Below are 17,305 nucleotides of genomic sequence, written 5' to 3'. Positions count from 1 at the left end.
TCAGGCCGCCACGACCCGCGCGTCGCCGCTGGCCACCGCGAATTTCGCCCGGGTGCTCAGGGTCCCGCCGCGTTCCGACACCTTGTCCAGCACCTTGAACTCGGTCTGCCAGCGCTCCGGCGTCACGTCGCAGACGACATAGCCGCGCTGGGCGTTGTTGAATTTCAGGAACGGGTTGTCGGCCAGATAGCGGCGGCCGTCCGCGCGTTGATCCTGCCCGTCGCCGGATGAGCTGATCGAGGTGGCGACGAACTCCGAGGCGATCGGTGCGCCCTCGGGATTGCGGCTGTCGCGGTACAGCTCGCCGGCATAGTTCTGGTGCTCGTCCCCCGTCAGGACCACGGTGTTGCCGATGCGGCGCTCGCGCAGCCGGTCCAGCAACCGCTGGCGCGGGATCGAATAGCCGGCCCAGCTGTCGAGGTTGTAGCCCGGCTCCGGCCCCTCCTTGCGGTCGAGGTCCATGACCATGATCTGTTGGGCCAGCACCTTCCAGTGGGCGCGCGACTGCTCGAGGTTTCTGTAGAGCCAGGCTTCCTGCGCTTCGCCCAGCACCTGGGCGTTCGCGGCCGAGACCCCCGCGCAGGTCGTGGCCCAGGCGTCGTCGCAGGGCTGGTTCGAGCGGTGGGACCGGGTATCGAGGAAGTTCAGATCCAGCAGGTCGCCCCAGGCCGCGTGACGGTACAGCTGCATCTCCGCCCCGCGCGGGAAGGCTGAGCGGCGCAGGGGCATATGTTCGTAGAAGGCCTGGGCCGCCGCCTGACGCCGCAGCAGGAAGACCTCGGGCGGCACGTCGTCGTCGATGTCCGACACCCAGTTGTTGGCGACCTCATGGTCGTCCCAGGTCACATACCAGGCCGCCGCCGCGTGGCTGGCCTGCAGGTCGGTGTCCAGCTTGTACTGGGCGTAGCGCCGTCGATAGTCGTCGAGGCTGAAGGTCTCGCCGCCCAGATGCTGCCGCGGGTTTTCGATCGTGCCGCCAGAGCCGGTGTAGGTGCGGTTGCCGCGGCCTTCGTAGATGTAGTCGCCGTAGCAGTAGACGAAGTCGAGTTGCTCCTCGGCCGCCTTTCGGTGGGCGGTGTAGAAGCCCTGCTCATAGGCCTGACAGCCCAGCACGCCGAAACGCACCTGGGCCACCGCGGCGCCGGGCGCCGGCGCCGTCTTCGCCCGGCCCGAGGGGGTGCGTTCGGCCCCGGCCGTGAAGCGGTAGAAATAGTCCCGGCCCGGCTCCAGGCCCGTGACCTCGACATGGACGGCGTGCCCGAGTTCAGGCCGCGCGACCGCCTCGCCCCTCTGGGCCACGCTGGAAAAGCCGCGATCCGTTGCGATTTCCCACCTTACCGGCACCGGGGCTGACGGCATGCCGTGGCCGATCTCGAGCGGGCGGGGCGCCAGTCGGGTCCAGATGACGAAGCCGTCCGGGGCCGGATCGCCGGCGGCGATGCCCAACTGGAACGGATATTCGGCGAACACCGGATCGGCCAAGGCCTGACGGCTGGAGCTTGCCAGCACGCCCCCGGCGCCGAGGCCCAGCAGAAGTCCGCGACGGGACAGGGAATCGAATACCGACATCGGGATCTCCGGAACTTCAGGCTCCGATCTAGCCCGGAAATACGACGGTCGTCACTGGCCTGGCGTGGCCGACGGCTTCCACGCCTGCATTTCCGCGATTTCGTGCGTCCGTGCATCCTTGACCGCCTCCGCCATGCGACGGATTTCGGGGTCCCGAGACTGCGCCAGCACCACGTCGGCAGCGGCGATCGCCTCGCGATGGCGCGCCACCATCCGGTTGACCCAAGCCTGGTCCGTTGAGGCGGGATCGTACACGGCCGCCGTCTCCCTGACCGTGGCCGACTGGTTTACCGCCGCGGTCTCCCGCAGGGCCTGCTGCACCGGATCACCGCCACCGTCGCAGGCGGTCAGGACGAGCGAGGCCAACAGCGTGGTCAGTGAAACGCGCATCCGGCGTCAGGCTTCGATCCACGAGGGCATCCAGCCCTCGTGCATCTCGCGCAGGTGATCCAGCGGCAGGCGGAACAGGTCGCCCGAGGCAAAGTCGCGGCCTTTGGCGCGGCCGACGACGCTGGCGTGCAGCCCGGCCGTCTGCGCCGCCGCGATGATCGGTGATGCGTCCGGCACGGCGACCAGATAGCGGGCCTGGTCCTCGCCGAAGAGCAGGATGTGGGCGTGGGTGGCCGAGGTGGCGTCCAGTTCGACGCCGCAGTCCGAGGCCAGGGCGATGTCCGCCGCCGCGCCGATCAGGCCGCCGTCAGACAGGTCGTGGACACAGGTCAGACCGCCCGCCTCGATCAGGCCGCGCACGAAGTCGCCGGTCTTGCGCTCCAGAGCCAGATCGACCGGCGGCGGGGCGCCGTCCTCGCGGCCCAGCACCTCCCGCAGATAAAGGGACGAGCCCAGTTCGCCGACGGTCTCGCCGATCAGCACCAGCACGTCGCCTTCCACCATGCCGCCGAAGCCGACGACGACGTCATAGTTGGTCAGCAGGCCGACGGCCCCGACCGTCGGGGTCGGCGGAATGGCCGCGCCATTGGTCTCGTTGTAGAGGCTGACGTTGCCGCTCACGACCGGGAAGTCCAGCACGCGGCAGGCCTCGGCCATGCCGTCGATGGCGCGGACGATCTGGCCCATGATCTCGGGCCGTTGAGGATTGCCGAAATTGAGGTTGTCGGTGATAGCGATGGGCCGGCTGCCGACGGCGGTCAGGTTGCGCCACGCCTCCGCCACGGCCTGTTTGCCGCCCTCATAAGGGTCGGCCTGCACGTAGCGGGGGGTACAATCCGAGGTCATGGCCAGACCCTTGTCCGTGCCGTGCACCCGGACCACGCCGGCGTCGGCGGCTGTGGCCGAGTCGTGCAGGGTGTCGGCCATGACGTGGCGGTCGTACTGCTCCCAGATCCAGCGCTTGGACGCCATGTCCGGGCAGCACAGCACCTTCAGCACCGCATCGACCCAGACCTCGGGCGCGGGCACGTCGGCGGGGGCCAGACGCGGTTGCAGCGCGGGCTGGACCCATGGACGGTCGTACAGCGGCGCATCGTCGAACAGCGGGGCCAGGGGCACGTCGCAGACGATCTCGCCGTGGTGCTTCAGCACCAGATGGCCGGTGTCCGTGGTCTTGCCGATGACGGCGGCGTCCAGGCCCCATTTCCTGAAGATGCGGTGGCCGTCTTCCTCGCGGCCCGGCTTGAGCACCGCCAGCATCCGCTCCTGGCTTTCCGACAGCATCATCTCATAGGCCGTCATGCCGGTTTCGCGCTGGGGCACCATGTCCATGTTCAGCTCGACGCCGACGCCGCCCTTGCCGGCCATCTCGACCGAGGAACTGGTCAGGCCCGCGGCGCCCATGTCCTGGATCGCCGCCACCGCGCCCGAGGCCATCAACTCCAGCGTCGCTTCGATCAGCAGCTTCTCGGCGAACGGGTCGCCGACCTGGACGGTGGGGCGCTTCTCGTCCGAATCCTCGTCGAACTCGGCGCTCGCCATGGTCGCGCCGTGGATGCCGTCGCGGCCGGTCTTGGATCCGAAATAGACCACCGACAGCCCCGGGGCCGGGGCGGCCGAGTAGAACAGGGCGTCGGCCTTGGCCACGCCCACGCACATGGCGTTGACCAGGATGTTGCCGTTGTAACCGCGGTGGAAATTGGTCTCGCCCGCCACCGTCGGCACCCCGACGCAGTTGCCATAGCCGCCGATGCCCGAGACCACGCCCTTGACCAGCCGCCTGGTCTTTTCGTGCGACGGGTCGCCGAAGCGCAGGGCGTTCAGCAGGGCCACGGGCCGCGCGCCCATGGTGAAGACGTCGCGCATGATGCCGCCGACGCCCGTCGCCGCGCCCTGATAGGGCTCGATGAAGCTGGGGTGGTTGTGGCTCTCCATCTTGAAGATACAGGCGTCGCCGTCATCGATGTCGATGACCCCGGCGTTCTCGCCCGGCCCGCAGATGACGCGGGGTCCCTTGGTCGGGAATTTGCCGAGGTGGATCTTTGAGGACTTGTAGGAGCAGTGCTCGGACCACATCACCGAGAACACGCCCAGTTCGACGTGGTTGGGTTCGCGGCCCAGGCGGTCGAGGACGACCTGATATTCGTTCGGGGCCAGGCCGTAGTCGGCGGCCAGTTGGGCCATGGTCTTTTCGGGAGCGCTCATGGGCGCGCCTTCTAGCCGCAGAACGGTGCGGTGTCAGCCACTGCGGCGGAACATCGTGGCCGGTCTCTCATTGAATCAGTCGATAGCCGCAGGAGGCCCTCGTGCCGGATGATCCCCTCGACCCCGCCGCCAGCCCTGAAGATCCCGCCGCGCCGGAGATCGCTGCTGCCGATGTCGGCGCCAGCGCAGCGTCGGAACGCGCCTCGAAACAGGCCGCGAACGACGACCAGGCAGACGGCGTGGTCGGCTAGGCCGTCGGCCGCTCGACCCCGGCTTTCAGTCTGAAAGTCAGGACGATGGCCCCGACCAGAACAGCTACGCCGGCGGCCAACGCTACATAGCCGACCACGGGGTTGCGTTCCTGCTCGGCCACGAAGGCTCCCAGCAGCCCCCAGGCGATCGGCAGGCCATAGGCCAGGGTCCGCAAACGCTGGGTCACGCCGAGAGCAACGGCGCTGACGATCACGATGGCCAGGATCGCCCAGACCGTGGGGGACAGCAAACCCGGCAACGCGTCATTGCCTGTCGCCACCGTGATCAGGTTCAGCGGCGCGGCCACGGTCAGCCAGCCGGCGAGCATGGCCAGCGGCCAAACAGTCATCCAGCGGTCGCGGTCGCCGCGCGGCAGGGCGCGGACGGCGCCGGCGTTGGCCAGCAAGGGAATCAGCACGGCTCCCAGCGCGCCGAAGATCAGGATGATGGTGGCCATCTCCCAGTCGAAGGCCGCCGCCGCCACCCACCAGCCGATGCCGAGCAGCGCGGCGACTGAGGGCCAGCCGAGCCGATGGATCAACAGGCTTTCACCTGTCTGCGGCAGCGCCTGCCGTACCGCATAGACCAACAGCCAGAGGTATATTACGCCCCAGATGGCGAAAGCGTAGCCCGCCACCCGCAGGGTGGCGTCGCTGTCCGCCGAAAATTCAGCGGGCGATTGGCCCCAGCCGAGCAGAATCTGGGTCTGGCCGACTGCCACGGCGAAGACGGTGGCCGCCAGCACGATCAGGCGGCGGGTCATCTGGGCGGACGTCGGACGGATGATGGACATAGCGGCTCCGCAGCGGTTGGTCCTGACTACGCATGCAGGCGTTGGAGGTTCAATCGCGGGGAACCCGCCGCTGGTGGGGACGGTTTTCCTCTGCCAAGGAGATCGAAATGACAGACTCGAACGGACCCAAGCCAGCCCGGACAGGGGACGCCGCCACCGGTGCACCGGCGACCCGCCCCGCTAACCGCGAGCCGGCGCCGCCGCGCGATCCCACCGCCGAGCGGAACGCGGACGGCGCGTCGGGGGGTGAGAGCACGCGCGGAGACCCTGAGGCGCTCAACCAGTCCGTGGGCCGGGAGGAGGCTGGGCAGGGCGATGCGCGGACCCGGGACGGGGCGATCTGACGCTTTCGCCTTGACGGATGCGGCTCGCCGATTCCGATCGCTCGACGGTTGACCCGAAGCAGGGCTTACCGCGCGATCAGCCCTTCTTCAGGCGCGCTGGATTGCCCATGGCCGTCGCCCCCTCGGGCACGTCGCGGGTGACGACCGAACCGGCGCCGATCACTGCGTCGTCGCCGATAGTGACGCCCGGCAGGATGATGGCGGCGCCGCCGATCCAGACGTTCCGGCCTATGGTGACCGGTTTGCCAAACTCGACGCCTTCGGCCCGCTGGACTGAATCCCGCGGGTGGTCGGCGGTGAGAATCTGCACCCCCGGCCCGATCTGCGTCTGGTCGCCGATCTCGACCTCGCAGGTGTCCAGCACGACGCAGTTGAAATTCATGAAAACGCCGCGGCCGAGGCGGATGTTGTAGCCATAGTCGCAGTGGAACGGCGGGCGGATGATCGCGCCCTCGCCGACCTCGCCCATCTTTTGGCGCAGCAGGTCGCGACGTTCGGCGGGACTGGCGGCCATGGCGGCGTTGTAGCGCGCCATCCATTGTTTGGCGGACGTCTGGTCAGCTTGAAGCTCGGGATCGCCGGGATCATACGGCAGGCCCGAGATCATCTTCTGGCGTTCGCTCATGAACATCGGTGGCCCCCCGGTCTCTGCCTTTGGAGATCGACCGACAGGATGCGCCGGGTCAAGTCCGCAGAAGCGTTACGCGGCCGCGTAAATGCTGCGGAACAGGGTCGCGCCGTCGGCGGAGCCCAGTTCTTCCTCGAAGGCCCGGTCCGGGTGCGGCATCAGGCCCAGCACATTGCCCCGGGCGTTCTGCAGCCCGGCGATGTCGGCGACCGAGCCGTTGGGGTTGTCGACATAGCGGAACACCACCTGCCCCTCTCCCTCGATCCGGGCCAGGGTCTCGGCGTCGGCGAAATAGTTTCCGTCGCCGTTGCCCTGGGTCATCACAACCTCGCGCTGACCCTGGTAGCCGGCGGTGAACCGCGTCTGGCCGTTGGTCACGGTCAGGCTGACGGGCTTGCAGACATATTTCAGGCCGGCGTTGCGCAGCAGCGCCCCCGGCAGCATCCCGGCCTCACACAGGATCTGGAAGCCGTTGCAGATTCCGACCACGGCCACGCCGTCTTCGGCGGCCTTCTTCACCGCCTGCATCACCGGCGACTGCACCGCCATCGCTCCGCAGCGCAGATAGTCGCCGTAGGAGAAGCCGCCCGGGAGGACGATCAGATCGAGGCCCGACGGCAGTTCCGTCTCCTGGTGCCAGACCATTTCGACCCGCTCGCCCGTCGAGCGTTCGATGGCGACCTTGCAATCGCGATCGCAGTTGGAACCCGGGAAGACGATGACGGCTGCGCTCATGGGCGCGCCTCTAGCATCGTTCGGCGGCGATGTCAGGGCGCCGGATCAGCCCTGACCGGCGTTCTCGTACGTCGCCGTGATCGAGGCCCGGGCCAAGGTGTGGAAATGCAGATTGAAGCCGAACACGGCGCCGGAATTCTCCGGCGTCACATCCAGCTTGTCCGTGTCCACGGCGAAGACTGTGAAGGTGTAGCGGTGCGGGCCGTGTCCCGGGGGCGGGGCGGCGCCGCCGAAGCCGGGCTTCCCGAAATCTGTACGGCCCTCGACCGCGCCCTTGGGCAGGCGGGCGGACGAGGCGCCTTCGGCCAGTTCGGTCACATCAGCCGGGATGTTGGCCACGGTCCAGTGCCAGAAGCCCGAGCCGGTCGGCGCGTCGGGGTCGTAGCAGGTGACGGCGAAGCTTTTCGTGCCTTCCGGAGCGCCGGACCAGCTCAGCTGGGGCGACCGGTTGCCCTTCGCCTGCACCTGAGTGTCCGGCAGGGCGCCGCCGTCTATGAAACCCGTGGAGGTGACGGTGAAGGTCATGGGGCGCTCCTCGCTGCGGCTGGACTGACCCTAACGCATGATCGCGGTCCGCGTCGCTAGTGAGCCGCTACCTTGGCCGCGGGCGTGAAGGCTGAATCGTCGGTCAGGCCGCCCGCCAACGCAGCGGCGAAGATCAGCACGCCGACCAGGACGAAGGCCGCGACCGAGAACTGGATCAGCCGTTTCACGCGACCTCGATGCGGTAGCTTTCGATCACCGTATTGGCCAGCAGCCGTTCGCACATCGTCTTCGCCTCGGCAGCCGGGTCCGCGGCGCCGTCCAGGTCGAACTCGATCAGCTTGCCGACGCGGGCGTCGGACACGCCGGACCAGCCCAGCCCGTGGAGCGCGCCCTCGACGGCCTTGCCCTGAACGTCCAGCACGCCGGGCTTGAGGAAGACGTGAACCTTGACCTTTACGCTTTTCGGGGGGGCCATCAGTGCAATCCCCCCTGAATCACAGTCGGCATGTCCTTCATGATGCCGAGGCGGCGGGCCACCTCGGTATAGCTTTCGATCACATTGCCCAGATCGCGGCGGAAGCGGTCCTTGTCCAGCTTCTCGCCCGTGTTGGTATCCCACAGGCGGCAGGAATCGGGGCTGATCTCGTCGGCCAGAAGGACGCGGGAGAAGTCGTTTTCCCACACCCGGCCGAACTCGATCTTGAAGTCCACCAGGGTAATGCCGACGGCGCCGAACATGCCCGACAGATAGTCGTTGACCCGCACTGTCATGGCCAGGATGTCGTCCAGCTCCTGGGTCGTGGCCCAGTTGAAGGCGGTGATGTGCTCTTCGGTGACCATCGGGTCGTTGAGCTCGTCCTTCTTGAGATAGAATTCGATGATCGAACGGGGCAGGGGCGTGCCCTCGTCGATGCCCAGCCGCTGGCTCATCGAGCCGGCGACGATGTTGCGGCAGACGACCTCGAGCGGAATGATCTCGACCTCGCGGATCAGCTGTTCGCGCAGGTTCAGCCGTTTGATGAAGTGGTTGGTCACGCCGATGCCGTTCAGGCGCGACATCACGAACTCGCTGATGCGGTTGTTGATGACGCCCTTGCCTTCCAGCTGCGCCTTCTTCTCACCGTTGAAGGCGGTGGCGTCGTCCTTGAAATACTGGATCAGGGTGCCGGGCTCAGGTCCTTCGTAGAGGATCTTGGCCTTGCCCTCGTAAATCTTCTTGCGCTTGACGTTCATCATGGTTGGTCCGGGCGGGGCGCGTCGGAAACGGCTATCGCGCGACCAGATGGAGATCTGGGCGGCTCAATCCGGAATCGGGCGGGCGGGAAAAAGTCGCGGGAACCCTTAGCGGATGCGGCGCCGCGATACAAACCGACGGCGCTGCGACAACGCCGCTCGATGCGGTGTCGCAACCCGGCGAGTTCCGGTTGCGTTCGGCCATGGGGTGGCTATAGACCACCTCGACTGCGGCCGCGCTTTCAGGCCGCCTGACGGAGCCTTGCAACACCCATGACGACCTTCGACGATCGTGAAAAGGGCTTCGAATCCAGATACGCCCTCGATCAGGCGCAGGAGTTCAAGGCCGTTGCCCGGCGCAACAAGCTGCTGGGCCTGTGGGCCGCCGGGAAGATGGGGCTGAACGCAGATCGCGCCGAGGAATACGGCCGCGCCATCGTCAAGGCTGACTTTGAACAGCCGGGCGAGGAAGACGTCTACCGCAAGATCGCCCAGGACCTGGAAGGGGCCGGCCTGACCGTCTCCGAGGGCGAAATCCGCCGCAAGATGGACGAACTGTCCTCGGTGGCGCGCGAGCAGATTCGCAACGACGAATAGTCCGCCCACCAGCGATGAATTCAGCAAGGGCCGCCCCGAGGGGCGGCCCTTTCGTTTGCCGGGTCGGGGCCGCCCGGCGGCTCCGGCGCGTGAGGGCGCGCCGGGACGGTCAGTTGGGCATCAGGACCGTATCGATGACATGAACCATGCCGTTCGACTGGGCGACGTCGGCCTGGCGGATGGTCGAGGTCCCACCCTTGGCGTCGGTGATGACCCAGGTGTTGTTCGGGCCGGCTGCGACCTTCAGCGTCTCGCCCTGGACCGTGGTCAGGGTGGCGGTGCCGCCGTTGGCCTGGGCCTGTGTGGCGATGTCGGCGGCGGTCAGGCGGCCGGGCACCACGTGGTAGGTCAGGATTTTGGTCAGGGCGGCCTTGCCGGCCGGGGCCATCAGGGCTGTGCGCGTGGCGGCCGGGACCTTTTCAAAGGCGGCGTTGTCCGGCGCGAAGACGGTGAACGGACCGGCGCCCGAGAGCGTCTCTGCGAGGCCTGCGGCCTGCACGGCGCTGACCAGGGTGGTCAGGGTCGAGGCCTTGGCGGCGTTGGCGACGATGGTGTCGTTCGGGCTCATCGCGGCGCCGCCGACCATCGGATCGGCTGTTGCGGGAGCCATGGCGGCGGCGTCAGCCGGCGCGGCTTTATCAGCGGCGGGGGTGCAGGCGGCGAGCGCGAGAGCCACGGTCGAAGCGGCGGCGAGGGCGGCGTAGCGGGTGATATTCATGACGCAGTCTCCTGAACAGCCCGCTCTGTCGGCGGGGTCGGGGAAAGGTACTGTTGAGCGCCGGAAAGGATGCGTCGGCGATCACTTTTTCCGGCGTGACACGCGACCGCACTCGGGTCAGCGCCTGACGAGGACCCCTGAAATCACGCTCCAGGCCGCCGCCTTCTCCGCCAACGGCCGCGTATAGGCCGGGCTGGAGGAGGGCAGGTCGATCAGAGCGAGGCCCGGCCGCGGCGTCAGGCTGCGTCGGCCCAGCCGGGCCGCCGTCCCGCCGTTGAAAGCGACGGCTCGCAGCGCCGGCAGGCTGTCGATGAGCCGGTTCAGATCAGCGGCCTCGGCGTTGCGGATGGCGCCGTCCAGACTGCCGGGCCGCTCGGCGCTGGCGATCACATCCCACAGACCCACGCCCGCCGCCTTCAGCGCCTCCAGCCGTTCGGCATAGGGCAGGGCGATGAGGTCGACCCCGATCACCCCGGCGACCAGCCGCCAGAAACCGTTCTGAGGATGGCCGTAGTACTGGCCCGCCTTCAACGAGGCGTCGCCGGGCAGACTGCCCAGGATCAGCAGACGGGTGCGCGTATCGACGACGGGGTCGAAGGCGCGCTTCAGGGTCATGCGGCCCCAAACACCCGCGCGAACACCGTGTCCACGTGCTTGGTGTGATACCCCAGATCAAACAGCGCCTCGAGCTGGGTTGCCGGCAAGGTCACCCGCGCGTCGGCCTTGAGGAGGTCCAGGAACCGGCCCTCGCCCCGCCAGACCGTCATGGCGTTCTCCTGAACCGCGGCATAGGCGTCCTCGCGCGACACGCCCGCCTGCGTCAGGGCCAGCATGACCCGTTGCGAATGCACCAACCCCCCCAGCAGGTTGAGGTTCTTCTCCATATTGGCGGGATAGACCTGCAGCCGCTCGACCACGCCGGCAAGCCGGTGCAGGGCGAAGTCCAGGTGGATCGTGGCGTCCGGGCCGATGCCCCGCTCGACCGAGGAATGGCTGATGTCCCGCTCGTGCCACAGGGCGACATTCTCCATCGCCGGAACCACCGCAGAGCGCACCAGCCGCGCCAGGCCGGTCAGGTTCTCGGTCAGGATCGGATTGCGCTTGTGCGGCATGGCCGACGAGCCCTTCTGGCCCGGATCGAACGGTTCTTCAGCCTCCAGCACCTCGGTGCGTTGCAAGTGGCGAATCTCGACCGCCAGCCGCTCGACCGAGGAAGCGACCACGCCCAGGGTCGCGAAAAAGGCCGCGTGGCGGTCGCGCGGGATGACCTGGGTCGAGACGGGCTCGACGGCCAGGCCCATCCTGTCGGCGACATAGGCCTCCACCGCCGGATCGACGTTGGCGAAGGTGCCGACGGCGCCCGAGATGGCGCAGGTGGCGATCTCTTCCCGGGCGGTCAGCAGGCGGCGTTTTGCGCGCTGGAATTCGGCGTGATAGCCGGCCAGTTTGAGCCCGAAGGTCACCGGCTCGGCGTGGATGCCGTGGCTGCGACCGACGCAAGGGGTGAGCTTGTGCTCCTTGGCCCGCTTCTCCAGCGCCGCCAGCACGCGATCGACGCCCTCGACCAACAGGTCGGCGGACCGCGCCAGCTGCACCGCGAAACAGGTGTCCAGCACGTCCGACGAGGTCATGCCCTGGTGCAGGAAGCGGGCTTCCTCACCGACGATCTCGGACACATGGGTCAGGAAGGCGATGACGTCGTGTTTGGTGGTGCGTTCAATCTCGTCGATGCGGTCGGCGTCGAACACCACATCCTTGCCCTTGGCCCAGATCGCCTCGGCGGCGCTGGCCGGGATGGTCCCCAGCTCGGCCATTTTCGTGGCGGCGTGGGCTTCGATCTCGAACCATATCCGGTACCTGGTCTCCTGGGACCAGATGGCGACGGCGGCGGGGCGGGAATAGCGGCTGATCATGGGGGCGGGGTGTCAGGCGAGGGCGCCGTCGAGTCAAGCGCCGCTTGTGCCGGACGGCCCCGAACTGATTGGCGAGCCACCCCCAAGCGCCTTATGCATGAGCGTCACCATTGTGGAGCGCGACCATGGAACTGATCATTGGACCCCGTCTGTATTCGACCTGGTCGCTGCGGCCGTGGCTGGTGCTGAAGCGGTGCAAGGCCGACTTCACCGTGCGCGAGATCGACATCTATTCGCCCGAGGGTCGGGCTGAGCTGGAACAGATTTCGCCGTCCCGCCTCGTTCCCTTGCTCAGGGTCGAGGGCGTGACCGTCTGGGATTCCATGGCCATCTCGGTTTGGTGCGCCGAACGCTACCCGGAGACGCGGCTGTGGCCCGCCGATGCTCACGCCCGCTGGCTGGCGCGGTCGGCGGCCTGCGAGATGCACGGCGGCTTCATGGATCTGCGCACCGAATGCGGCATGGGTCCCGACCATACCATGGTCGGACCGGACCGCTCTCCACCGCCCACAGGCGAGGCGATCGACCGTGACATCCGCCGCATCGTAAGCCTGTGGAAAGAGATGCGCGGCCGCTTCGGCGCCAGCGGGCCGTTTCTGTTCGGCGAATGGTCTGTGCCGGACGCCTTTTTTACCCCGGTGGCGACGCGGTTCCGGCATTTCCAGATCGACCTCGCCGCCCATGGCGACGACGGGGTGGCCGCGGCCTATTGCGACGCGTTGCTGGCCCAGCCCGACTTCCTCGAATGGTCGGCCGAGGCGCTGTCGAACCGTTAACCGACCCCCGGAACGGGGTCTTAAGACAACAGCGGTATCTCTGAGGCTTCAGGAACGCAGGAGCGTTCAGGGGTCCGCCGATGTCCATGCCCGCCGAACAACCCGGAGCACGCCGTCCCAGCCTGATGGTCTATGGTCTGATGATCGTGATCGCCTGCTGCCTGCCGGCCCTGCTGCTGGTCAGCATCACCTAGTTGGCGCTGACCGCCGAAACCGAGGCCACTTCCAGCGGCTGAGCCGGAACTGGCGGCGGCGCGACATAGTCGAGCGACAGCGGGATCGACGTCGCGCCCGAGGCCACGGCGTCCAGAGTGTGCAGCGGACGGCCGTTCATACGCTGGTAGATCCAGTAGGCCGCTACGACCTTTTCCACATACTCCCGGGCCTGCGGCACGTCGATCATCTCGATCAGGAGCAGCGGATCGGCGTCCTGGCCCAGTTTGCGCACCGCCATGACCATGGGGCCGGGACCAGCGTTGTAGGACGCCGCGGCTCGCAGCAGATCGCCGTTGATCGCCGGCAGCACCAACATCCTGTGCACATAGGCCTGACCCAGACGGGCGTTGACGTTGGGCTCAAACAGCCGCTCGGGATCGCTGACGAAGCTCCGGTCGCCGGTCAGTTCCGCGGCGGTGGTCGGCATCACCTGCATCAGGCCATAGGCGCCGGCCCCTGAACGGGCGCGGGCGTTGAAGCCGGTTTCCTTGCGGGCGATGGCGTAGACCAACGACCGCTCAACGGTGAAGCCGCCATCGGGCTCGATCACCGGCTGAGCGTAGTGAGTGGCGTCGATGCGGCGCACATCGTCGCCCGAGCCGGTGACCCTCGGGCCCAGCGCCCGGCCCAGGGCGGCCCACAGCCGGCGGCCCCGATCGGTGACGGCGGCCCGCAGGCCCGTCCGCAGTTCCTCACGCGCATCGCCGCGGCGGCCGATCTCGAAGAAGGCCACGGTGCGGCGCGCGCGGGGCTCGGAGCGGATGAATTCGTCCAGCTCGTCGGCGTCGACGCCGATGGGTTCCTCGGCCTGATAGGAGACGCGCTGCAGATTTCCCGCCGCATAGGGCGTCGGTCCCAGGTTCTCGATCGCCGGATCTTCGCCCAGCTGACGCAGGGCGATCTGACCGTAGAAGGTGGCGGGCCAGGTTCCTGCACGATGCAACAGGGGTTGCACCCGGTCCTGCTGGCCTGACCGCCCGGCTGAACGCGCGGCCCAGAAGGCGGCGCCGGAACGGACCCAGCCATCCTCGGTCGGATCGTCCAGAACCCGTTCGAAGGCGATTTTGGCGGCGGCGAATTCGCCCAGCCGGTACTGGGCCAGGCCGACCGTCCACCAGTCGCCGATCTGCTCGCCGATGGCGACAGCGCCGCCCAGGTCGTCGCGGTTCAGGGCGACCCGGGCCGCCTTCATCGGATCGTCCTCGGTATTGCCGCCGGCGGCCTCGATGCGGTTCCATTGGCGTCCGCCGCCCATCCGCGAGGGTTGCCGGGGCTCGGCCGCGCCGTCGGGGCGGCGGCGCATGGCCAGAGTCCAGGCGCGTTCGGCGCATTGCAGGTCGGAATACTCTTCAAGCCACGCGGTCAGTTCTTCGTAGGTGGCCGTGTAGTCGGCGTGAAACAGACGCTCGAATTCGACCTGCCCCAGCAGAACGCGGTCACTGGCCTGACGCGCCGAGGCCCGGGCGGCATCCAGGTCGCCACGGCGCAGGGCGTCGAAGGCGGTGGTGTAGTTGAGGCGGTCCGCGGCGCTCAGCGTGGAAGGCGCGCGGCGGTCGCCCTCTTCGGCGTGCACGGCGCCGGCCAGGGCGCACAACGCCAAGGCCAGCGTCGGCGCGAACATCGCGCGGCGGAAATCAAATCGCACTAAGGCGGCCCCCCTGAGAGCGGCGACCGACCCGTCTCGACTCGGGCCAATTCGCGCTGTTCGTTCGGTCGTCAGGCCAGAAAGGCGCCAGCGCCTCGGCCCATGTCAATATTTCACCCCTTTTTGGGGCAGTTTTGAGTCTGAAGAGTGAACGAGCTTAACCGTCGGCCTCGATCCGCGCCGCGAGTGACAGCAGATCGGCCCAGACCTCGCGCTTGGCGATGGGCTGCCGCAGCAGAAAGGCGGGGTGCAGGGTTGGCAGGGCGGGAGCGGACACGGCGCCTTCCGCCAGCCGCCATTCCCGCCACTGTCCGCGCATCCGCATGATGCCCTCGTCGGTCGCCAGCACCGACTTGGCCGAGGCCGCGCCCAGCAACAGCACCGCCTTCGGCTTCAACAAGGCGAAGGTGCGTTCGACGAAGGGCGCACAGACCGCCTGTTCCACCGCCGTCGGCGTGCGGTTGCCCGGCGGCCGCCAGAAGACGGTGTTGGTGATGAACACCCGACCCTTGAGTCCCACCTCGGCCAGCATCCGGTCCAGCAGTTTCCCGGCCTTGCCGATGAAGGGCTGGCCGCGTTCGTCCTCTTCGGCGCCGGGGCCCTCGCCGATGACCAGCACCTCGGCCTCGGGATTGCCGCGGCAATACACCGCCTGTTTCGCCCCCATGCTTCGCAACGGACAGCCCTCGAAACTCGCGATGGCCAGGCCCAGGGTCTCCAGCGTGTCCGCGCTGGCCGCCAGCCGCCGGGCCTCGGCCAGGGCGTCGCCGGTCGCAACGATGGGCGTCACCGAGGCTGTGGCCTTGGCCACCGCCTTGACGGCCGGCGGCGGCGCGACATGGGTGCGGTCCACCGGAGCGTCCTCGAAACAGGCGTCCACCCCCGCGTCGCGCCAGAAGGCGAGCAGGCTTTCGGCTTTGGCGGTGTCGAGGGAAGGAGGGCTCATGGTGCTCGGCACAGGGATAGTCCTTGACCACCCTTGCGTCACCTTCCGATAAGCGGAAAACAGCAAGATCCCACTGAGCGCGAGGACATCCACCATGGCAGAGAACGCCATCGAAGGCGGCGCAACCAACGCCTGGCAGGAAGCCGTGATCGACAAGCTGCCGCCCGCCGAGGCTCTGGCCGGGGTCGAGCGCGAAGTGATGGAGTATGACGTCGTCATCGTCGGCGGCGGCCCCGCCGGCCTGTCGGCCGCCATCCGGCTGAAGCAGCGCGCGGAGAATGACGGCAAGGAAATCACCGTCGCCGTGTTGGAAAAGAGCGCCGAGGTCGGCGGCCACATCCTGTCCGGCGCCGTGATCGACCCCAAAGCCCTGAACGAACTGTTCCCCGACTGGAAGGAACGCGGCGCCCCGCTGGAGACACCGGTGACCGAGGACCGGTTCATGATCCTCGGCCCGGCGGGACAGGCGTCCCTGCCAATGGCTCTGCTGCCGCCGATGATGCACAACGAGGGCTGCTACATCGCCTCTCTCGGCAACCTTTCCCGCTGGCTGGGCGAACAGGCCGAGGCCTTGGGCGTTGAGGTCTATCCCGGCATGGCAGCGAGCCATGTGGTCTGGGACGAGACGCCGGAGTCGGGGGGCGGCCGGGTGAAGGGCGTGGTCGCCGGCGTGTTCGGCATCGACCGCCACGGCAAGCCGACCGACGACTTCCAGCCGGGCATCGAACTGCACGGCAAATACGTCTTCATCGCCGAGGGCGTGCGCGGTTCGCTGGCGAAAACCATCATGGCCCGCCACAACCTTTGCGACGCCGCCGATCCGCAGAAATTCGGCATCGGCCTCAAGGAGTTGTGGCAGGTTCCGGCGGAAAAGCATCGCCCCGGCCTGGCTCAACACACCACCGGCTGGCCGCTGAACGAGTTCACGGGCGGCGGCAGCTTCATGTACCATTTCGGCGATCGCTACGTCGCCATCGGCTACGTCGTGCACCTGAACTACAAGAACCCCTTCCTGTCGCCGTTCGACGAGTTCCAGCGGTTCAAACATCACCCGGCGATCAGCGAGCATCTGGAGGGCGGAACCCGCATCTCCTACGGCGCGCGGGCAATCACCGAGGGCGGATTCCAGTCGGTGCCCAAGCTGTCCTTCCCCGGCGGCGTCCTGATCGGCTGTTCCGCCGGCTTCGTGAACGTCCCGCGCATCAAGGGCAGCCACAACGCCATGAAGACCGGCATGCTGGCCGCCGACGCCGCCTATGACGCGGTGCAGGCGGGCCGGTCGGGCGATCAACTGGTCGAATACCAGATCGCCTATGAGAAGAGCTGGGTCTATCGCGAGCTGAAACAGGTCCGGAACGCCAAACCCTATCTTTCGCGCTTCGGCACCTCGCTGGGCGGGGCCTTGGGCCTGTTCGACATGTGGTTCTCATCGGCCTTCCGCGTGAACTTGCCGTGGACGCTGAAGCACGGAAAAACCGATGCCGCCTCAACCGAAAAGGCCGCGAAACACAAGCCGATCGCCTATCCCAAGCCGGACGGAAAGCTGTCGTTCGACAAACTGTCGTCGGTCTTCATCTCCAATACCAACCACGCCGAGGAGCAGCCCGCGCACCTGAAGCTGCTGGACCCGTCCATCCCGATCCGGGTCAATCTGCCCGAATACGGCGAACCCGCGCGCCTCTACTGCCCGGCGGGCGTCTACGAGGTGCTGTACGACGAGGCGGGGAACAATCCGCGCTTCCAGATCAACGCCCAGAACTGCGTCCACTGCAAAACCTGCGACATCAAGGACCCGTCCCAGAACATCGTCTGGACTACGCCCGAGGGCGGCGGCGGACCGAACTATCCGAATATGTGAC

At 67.6% G+C, this 17,305-nt stretch carries 19 protein-coding genes; 4 read left to right on the top strand and 15 right to left on the bottom strand.

The annotated features are described in order from the left end of the window. The 3 genes from Q8K49_RS11780 to purL are packed head-to-tail and all read right to left on the bottom strand — an operon-like array spanning position 1 to position 4,164. Positions 1-1,569 (bottom strand): alkaline phosphatase, encoded by a 1,569-nt coding sequence (locus Q8K49_RS11780; RefSeq protein WP_305306272.1) that lies wholly within the window; start codon positions 1,567-1,569, stop codon positions 1-3. Between the two features lie 51 nt (positions 1,570-1,620). Continuing rightward, on the bottom strand, positions 1,621-1,959 hold the full coding sequence (locus Q8K49_RS11775; protein ID WP_305306271.1) for a DUF305 domain-containing protein: 339 nt from the start codon (positions 1,957-1,959) through the stop codon (positions 1,621-1,623). A gap of 6 nt (positions 1,960-1,965) precedes the next feature. Then, positions 1,966-4,164 carry a phosphoribosylformylglycinamidine synthase subunit PurL gene (purL, locus tag Q8K49_RS11770; RefSeq protein ID WP_305306270.1) on the bottom strand — a complete coding sequence of 733 codons (2,199 nt, stop codon included), beginning with the start codon at positions 4,162-4,164 and terminating at the stop codon, positions 1,966-1,968. A gap of 101 nt (positions 4,165-4,265) precedes the next feature. On the opposite strand from purL, the gene Q8K49_RS11765 reads away from it, so the two are divergent. Further along, positions 4,266-4,415 carry a hypothetical protein gene (locus Q8K49_RS11765; RefSeq protein ID WP_305306269.1) on the top strand — a complete coding sequence of 50 codons (150 nt, stop codon included), beginning with the start codon at positions 4,266-4,268 and terminating at the stop codon, positions 4,413-4,415. Here the strand turns inward: Q8K49_RS11765 and Q8K49_RS11760 are convergent. The 7 genes from Q8K49_RS11760 to purC all read right to left on the bottom strand — a co-directional run bounded on the left by Q8K49_RS11760 (position 4,412) and on the right by purC (position 8,635). Continuing rightward, positions 4,412-5,209 carry a hypothetical protein gene (locus Q8K49_RS11760; RefSeq protein WP_305306268.1) on the bottom strand — a complete coding sequence of 266 codons (798 nt, stop codon included), beginning with the start codon at positions 5,207-5,209 and terminating at the stop codon, positions 4,412-4,414. The genes Q8K49_RS11765 and Q8K49_RS11760 overlap by 4 nt on opposite strands. Positions 5,210-5,629: 420 nt before the next feature. Continuing rightward, positions 5,630-6,178, bottom strand: coding sequence for a sugar O-acetyltransferase (locus tag Q8K49_RS11755; protein ID WP_305306267.1), 549 nt, complete (start codon positions 6,176-6,178; stop codon positions 5,630-5,632). Between the two features lie 75 nt (positions 6,179-6,253). Then, positions 6,254-6,916: a phosphoribosylformylglycinamidine synthase subunit PurQ gene (gene purQ, locus Q8K49_RS11750; RefSeq protein ID WP_305306266.1), complete on the bottom strand. Its 663-nt coding sequence runs from the start codon at positions 6,914-6,916 to the stop codon at positions 6,254-6,256. A 45-nt stretch (positions 6,917-6,961) separates the two neighbouring features. Further along, the gene (locus Q8K49_RS11745; RefSeq protein ID WP_305306265.1) at positions 6,962-7,441 is read right to left on the bottom strand and encodes a YbhB/YbcL family Raf kinase inhibitor-like protein; all 480 of its coding nucleotides are present in this window, start codon (positions 7,439-7,441) and stop codon (positions 6,962-6,964) included. 56 nt (positions 7,442-7,497) lie between these two features. Further along, positions 7,498-7,629: a hypothetical protein gene (locus tag Q8K49_RS11740; protein ID WP_292063118.1), complete on the bottom strand. Its 132-nt coding sequence runs from the start codon at positions 7,627-7,629 to the stop codon at positions 7,498-7,500. Then, positions 7,626-7,877, bottom strand: coding sequence for a phosphoribosylformylglycinamidine synthase subunit PurS (gene purS / locus Q8K49_RS11735; protein ID WP_305306264.1), 252 nt, complete (start codon positions 7,875-7,877; stop codon positions 7,626-7,628). The genes Q8K49_RS11740 and purS overlap by 4 nt, the downstream gene beginning before the upstream one ends. Then, the gene (gene purC / locus Q8K49_RS11730; protein WP_305306446.1) at positions 7,877-8,635 is read right to left on the bottom strand and encodes a phosphoribosylaminoimidazolesuccinocarboxamide synthase; all 759 of its coding nucleotides are present in this window, start codon (positions 8,633-8,635) and stop codon (positions 7,877-7,879) included. Before purC ends, purS begins: the two co-directional genes overlap by 1 nt. A 273-nt stretch (positions 8,636-8,908) precedes the next feature. On the opposite strand from purC, the gene Q8K49_RS11725 reads away from it, so the two are divergent. After that, positions 8,909-9,232 carry a DUF1476 domain-containing protein gene (locus tag Q8K49_RS11725; protein WP_305306263.1) on the top strand — a complete coding sequence of 108 codons (324 nt, stop codon included), beginning with the start codon at positions 8,909-8,911 and terminating at the stop codon, positions 9,230-9,232. 109 nt (positions 9,233-9,341) lie between these two features. Here the strand turns inward: Q8K49_RS11725 and Q8K49_RS11720 are convergent, their stop codons facing one another. The 3 genes from Q8K49_RS11720 to purB all read right to left on the bottom strand — a co-directional run bounded on the left by Q8K49_RS11720 (position 9,342) and on the right by purB (position 11,863). After that, positions 9,342-9,950, bottom strand: coding sequence for a fasciclin domain-containing protein (locus Q8K49_RS11720; RefSeq protein WP_305306262.1), 609 nt, complete (start codon positions 9,948-9,950; stop codon positions 9,342-9,344). Positions 9,951-10,067: 117 nt separating this feature from the next. Beyond that, a complete protein-coding gene (locus Q8K49_RS11715; RefSeq protein WP_305306261.1) occupies positions 10,068-10,565 on the bottom strand; it encodes a DNA-deoxyinosine glycosylase in 498 nt (165 codons plus the stop codon). Beyond that, positions 10,562-11,863, bottom strand: coding sequence for an adenylosuccinate lyase (gene purB, locus Q8K49_RS11710; RefSeq protein ID WP_305306260.1), 1,302 nt, complete (start codon positions 11,861-11,863; stop codon positions 10,562-10,564). The genes Q8K49_RS11715 and purB overlap by 4 nt, the downstream gene beginning before the upstream one ends. A 125-nt stretch (positions 11,864-11,988) precedes the next feature. Here purB and Q8K49_RS11705 point away from each other — a divergent pair, with 125 nt between their 5' ends. After that, a complete protein-coding gene (locus Q8K49_RS11705; protein ID WP_305306259.1) occupies positions 11,989-12,639 on the top strand; it encodes a glutathione S-transferase in 651 nt (216 codons plus the stop codon). Between the two features lie 190 nt (positions 12,640-12,829). On the opposite strand, the gene Q8K49_RS11700 is transcribed toward Q8K49_RS11705, so the two are convergent. Both Q8K49_RS11700 and Q8K49_RS11695 read right to left on the bottom strand, forming a co-directional pair. Continuing rightward, entirely contained in the window at positions 12,830-14,500 is a 1,671-nt protein-coding gene (locus Q8K49_RS11700) for a lytic transglycosylase domain-containing protein (protein ID WP_305306258.1), read from the bottom strand. A gap of 157 nt (positions 14,501-14,657) precedes the next feature. Then, positions 14,658-15,446: a uracil-DNA glycosylase family protein gene (locus tag Q8K49_RS11695; protein WP_305306257.1), complete on the bottom strand. Its 789-nt coding sequence runs from the start codon at positions 15,444-15,446 to the stop codon at positions 14,658-14,660. Between the two features lie 199 nt (positions 15,447-15,645). Here Q8K49_RS11695 and Q8K49_RS11690 point away from each other — a divergent pair, with 199 nt between their 5' ends. After that, positions 15,646-17,304, top strand: a complete 1,659-nt coding sequence (locus Q8K49_RS11690) for an electron transfer flavoprotein-ubiquinone oxidoreductase (RefSeq protein WP_305306445.1) — start codon at positions 15,646-15,648, stop codon at positions 17,302-17,304. Position 17,305: the final 1 nt, after the last annotated feature.

This window comes from Brevundimonas sp., from assembly GCF_030682035.1.
Lineage (GTDB): Bacteria > Pseudomonadota > Alphaproteobacteria > Caulobacterales > Caulobacteraceae > Brevundimonas.
The sequence above is the reverse complement of the archived record's forward strand: the minus strand, read 5'-3'. Positions and strand labels throughout refer to the sequence as shown.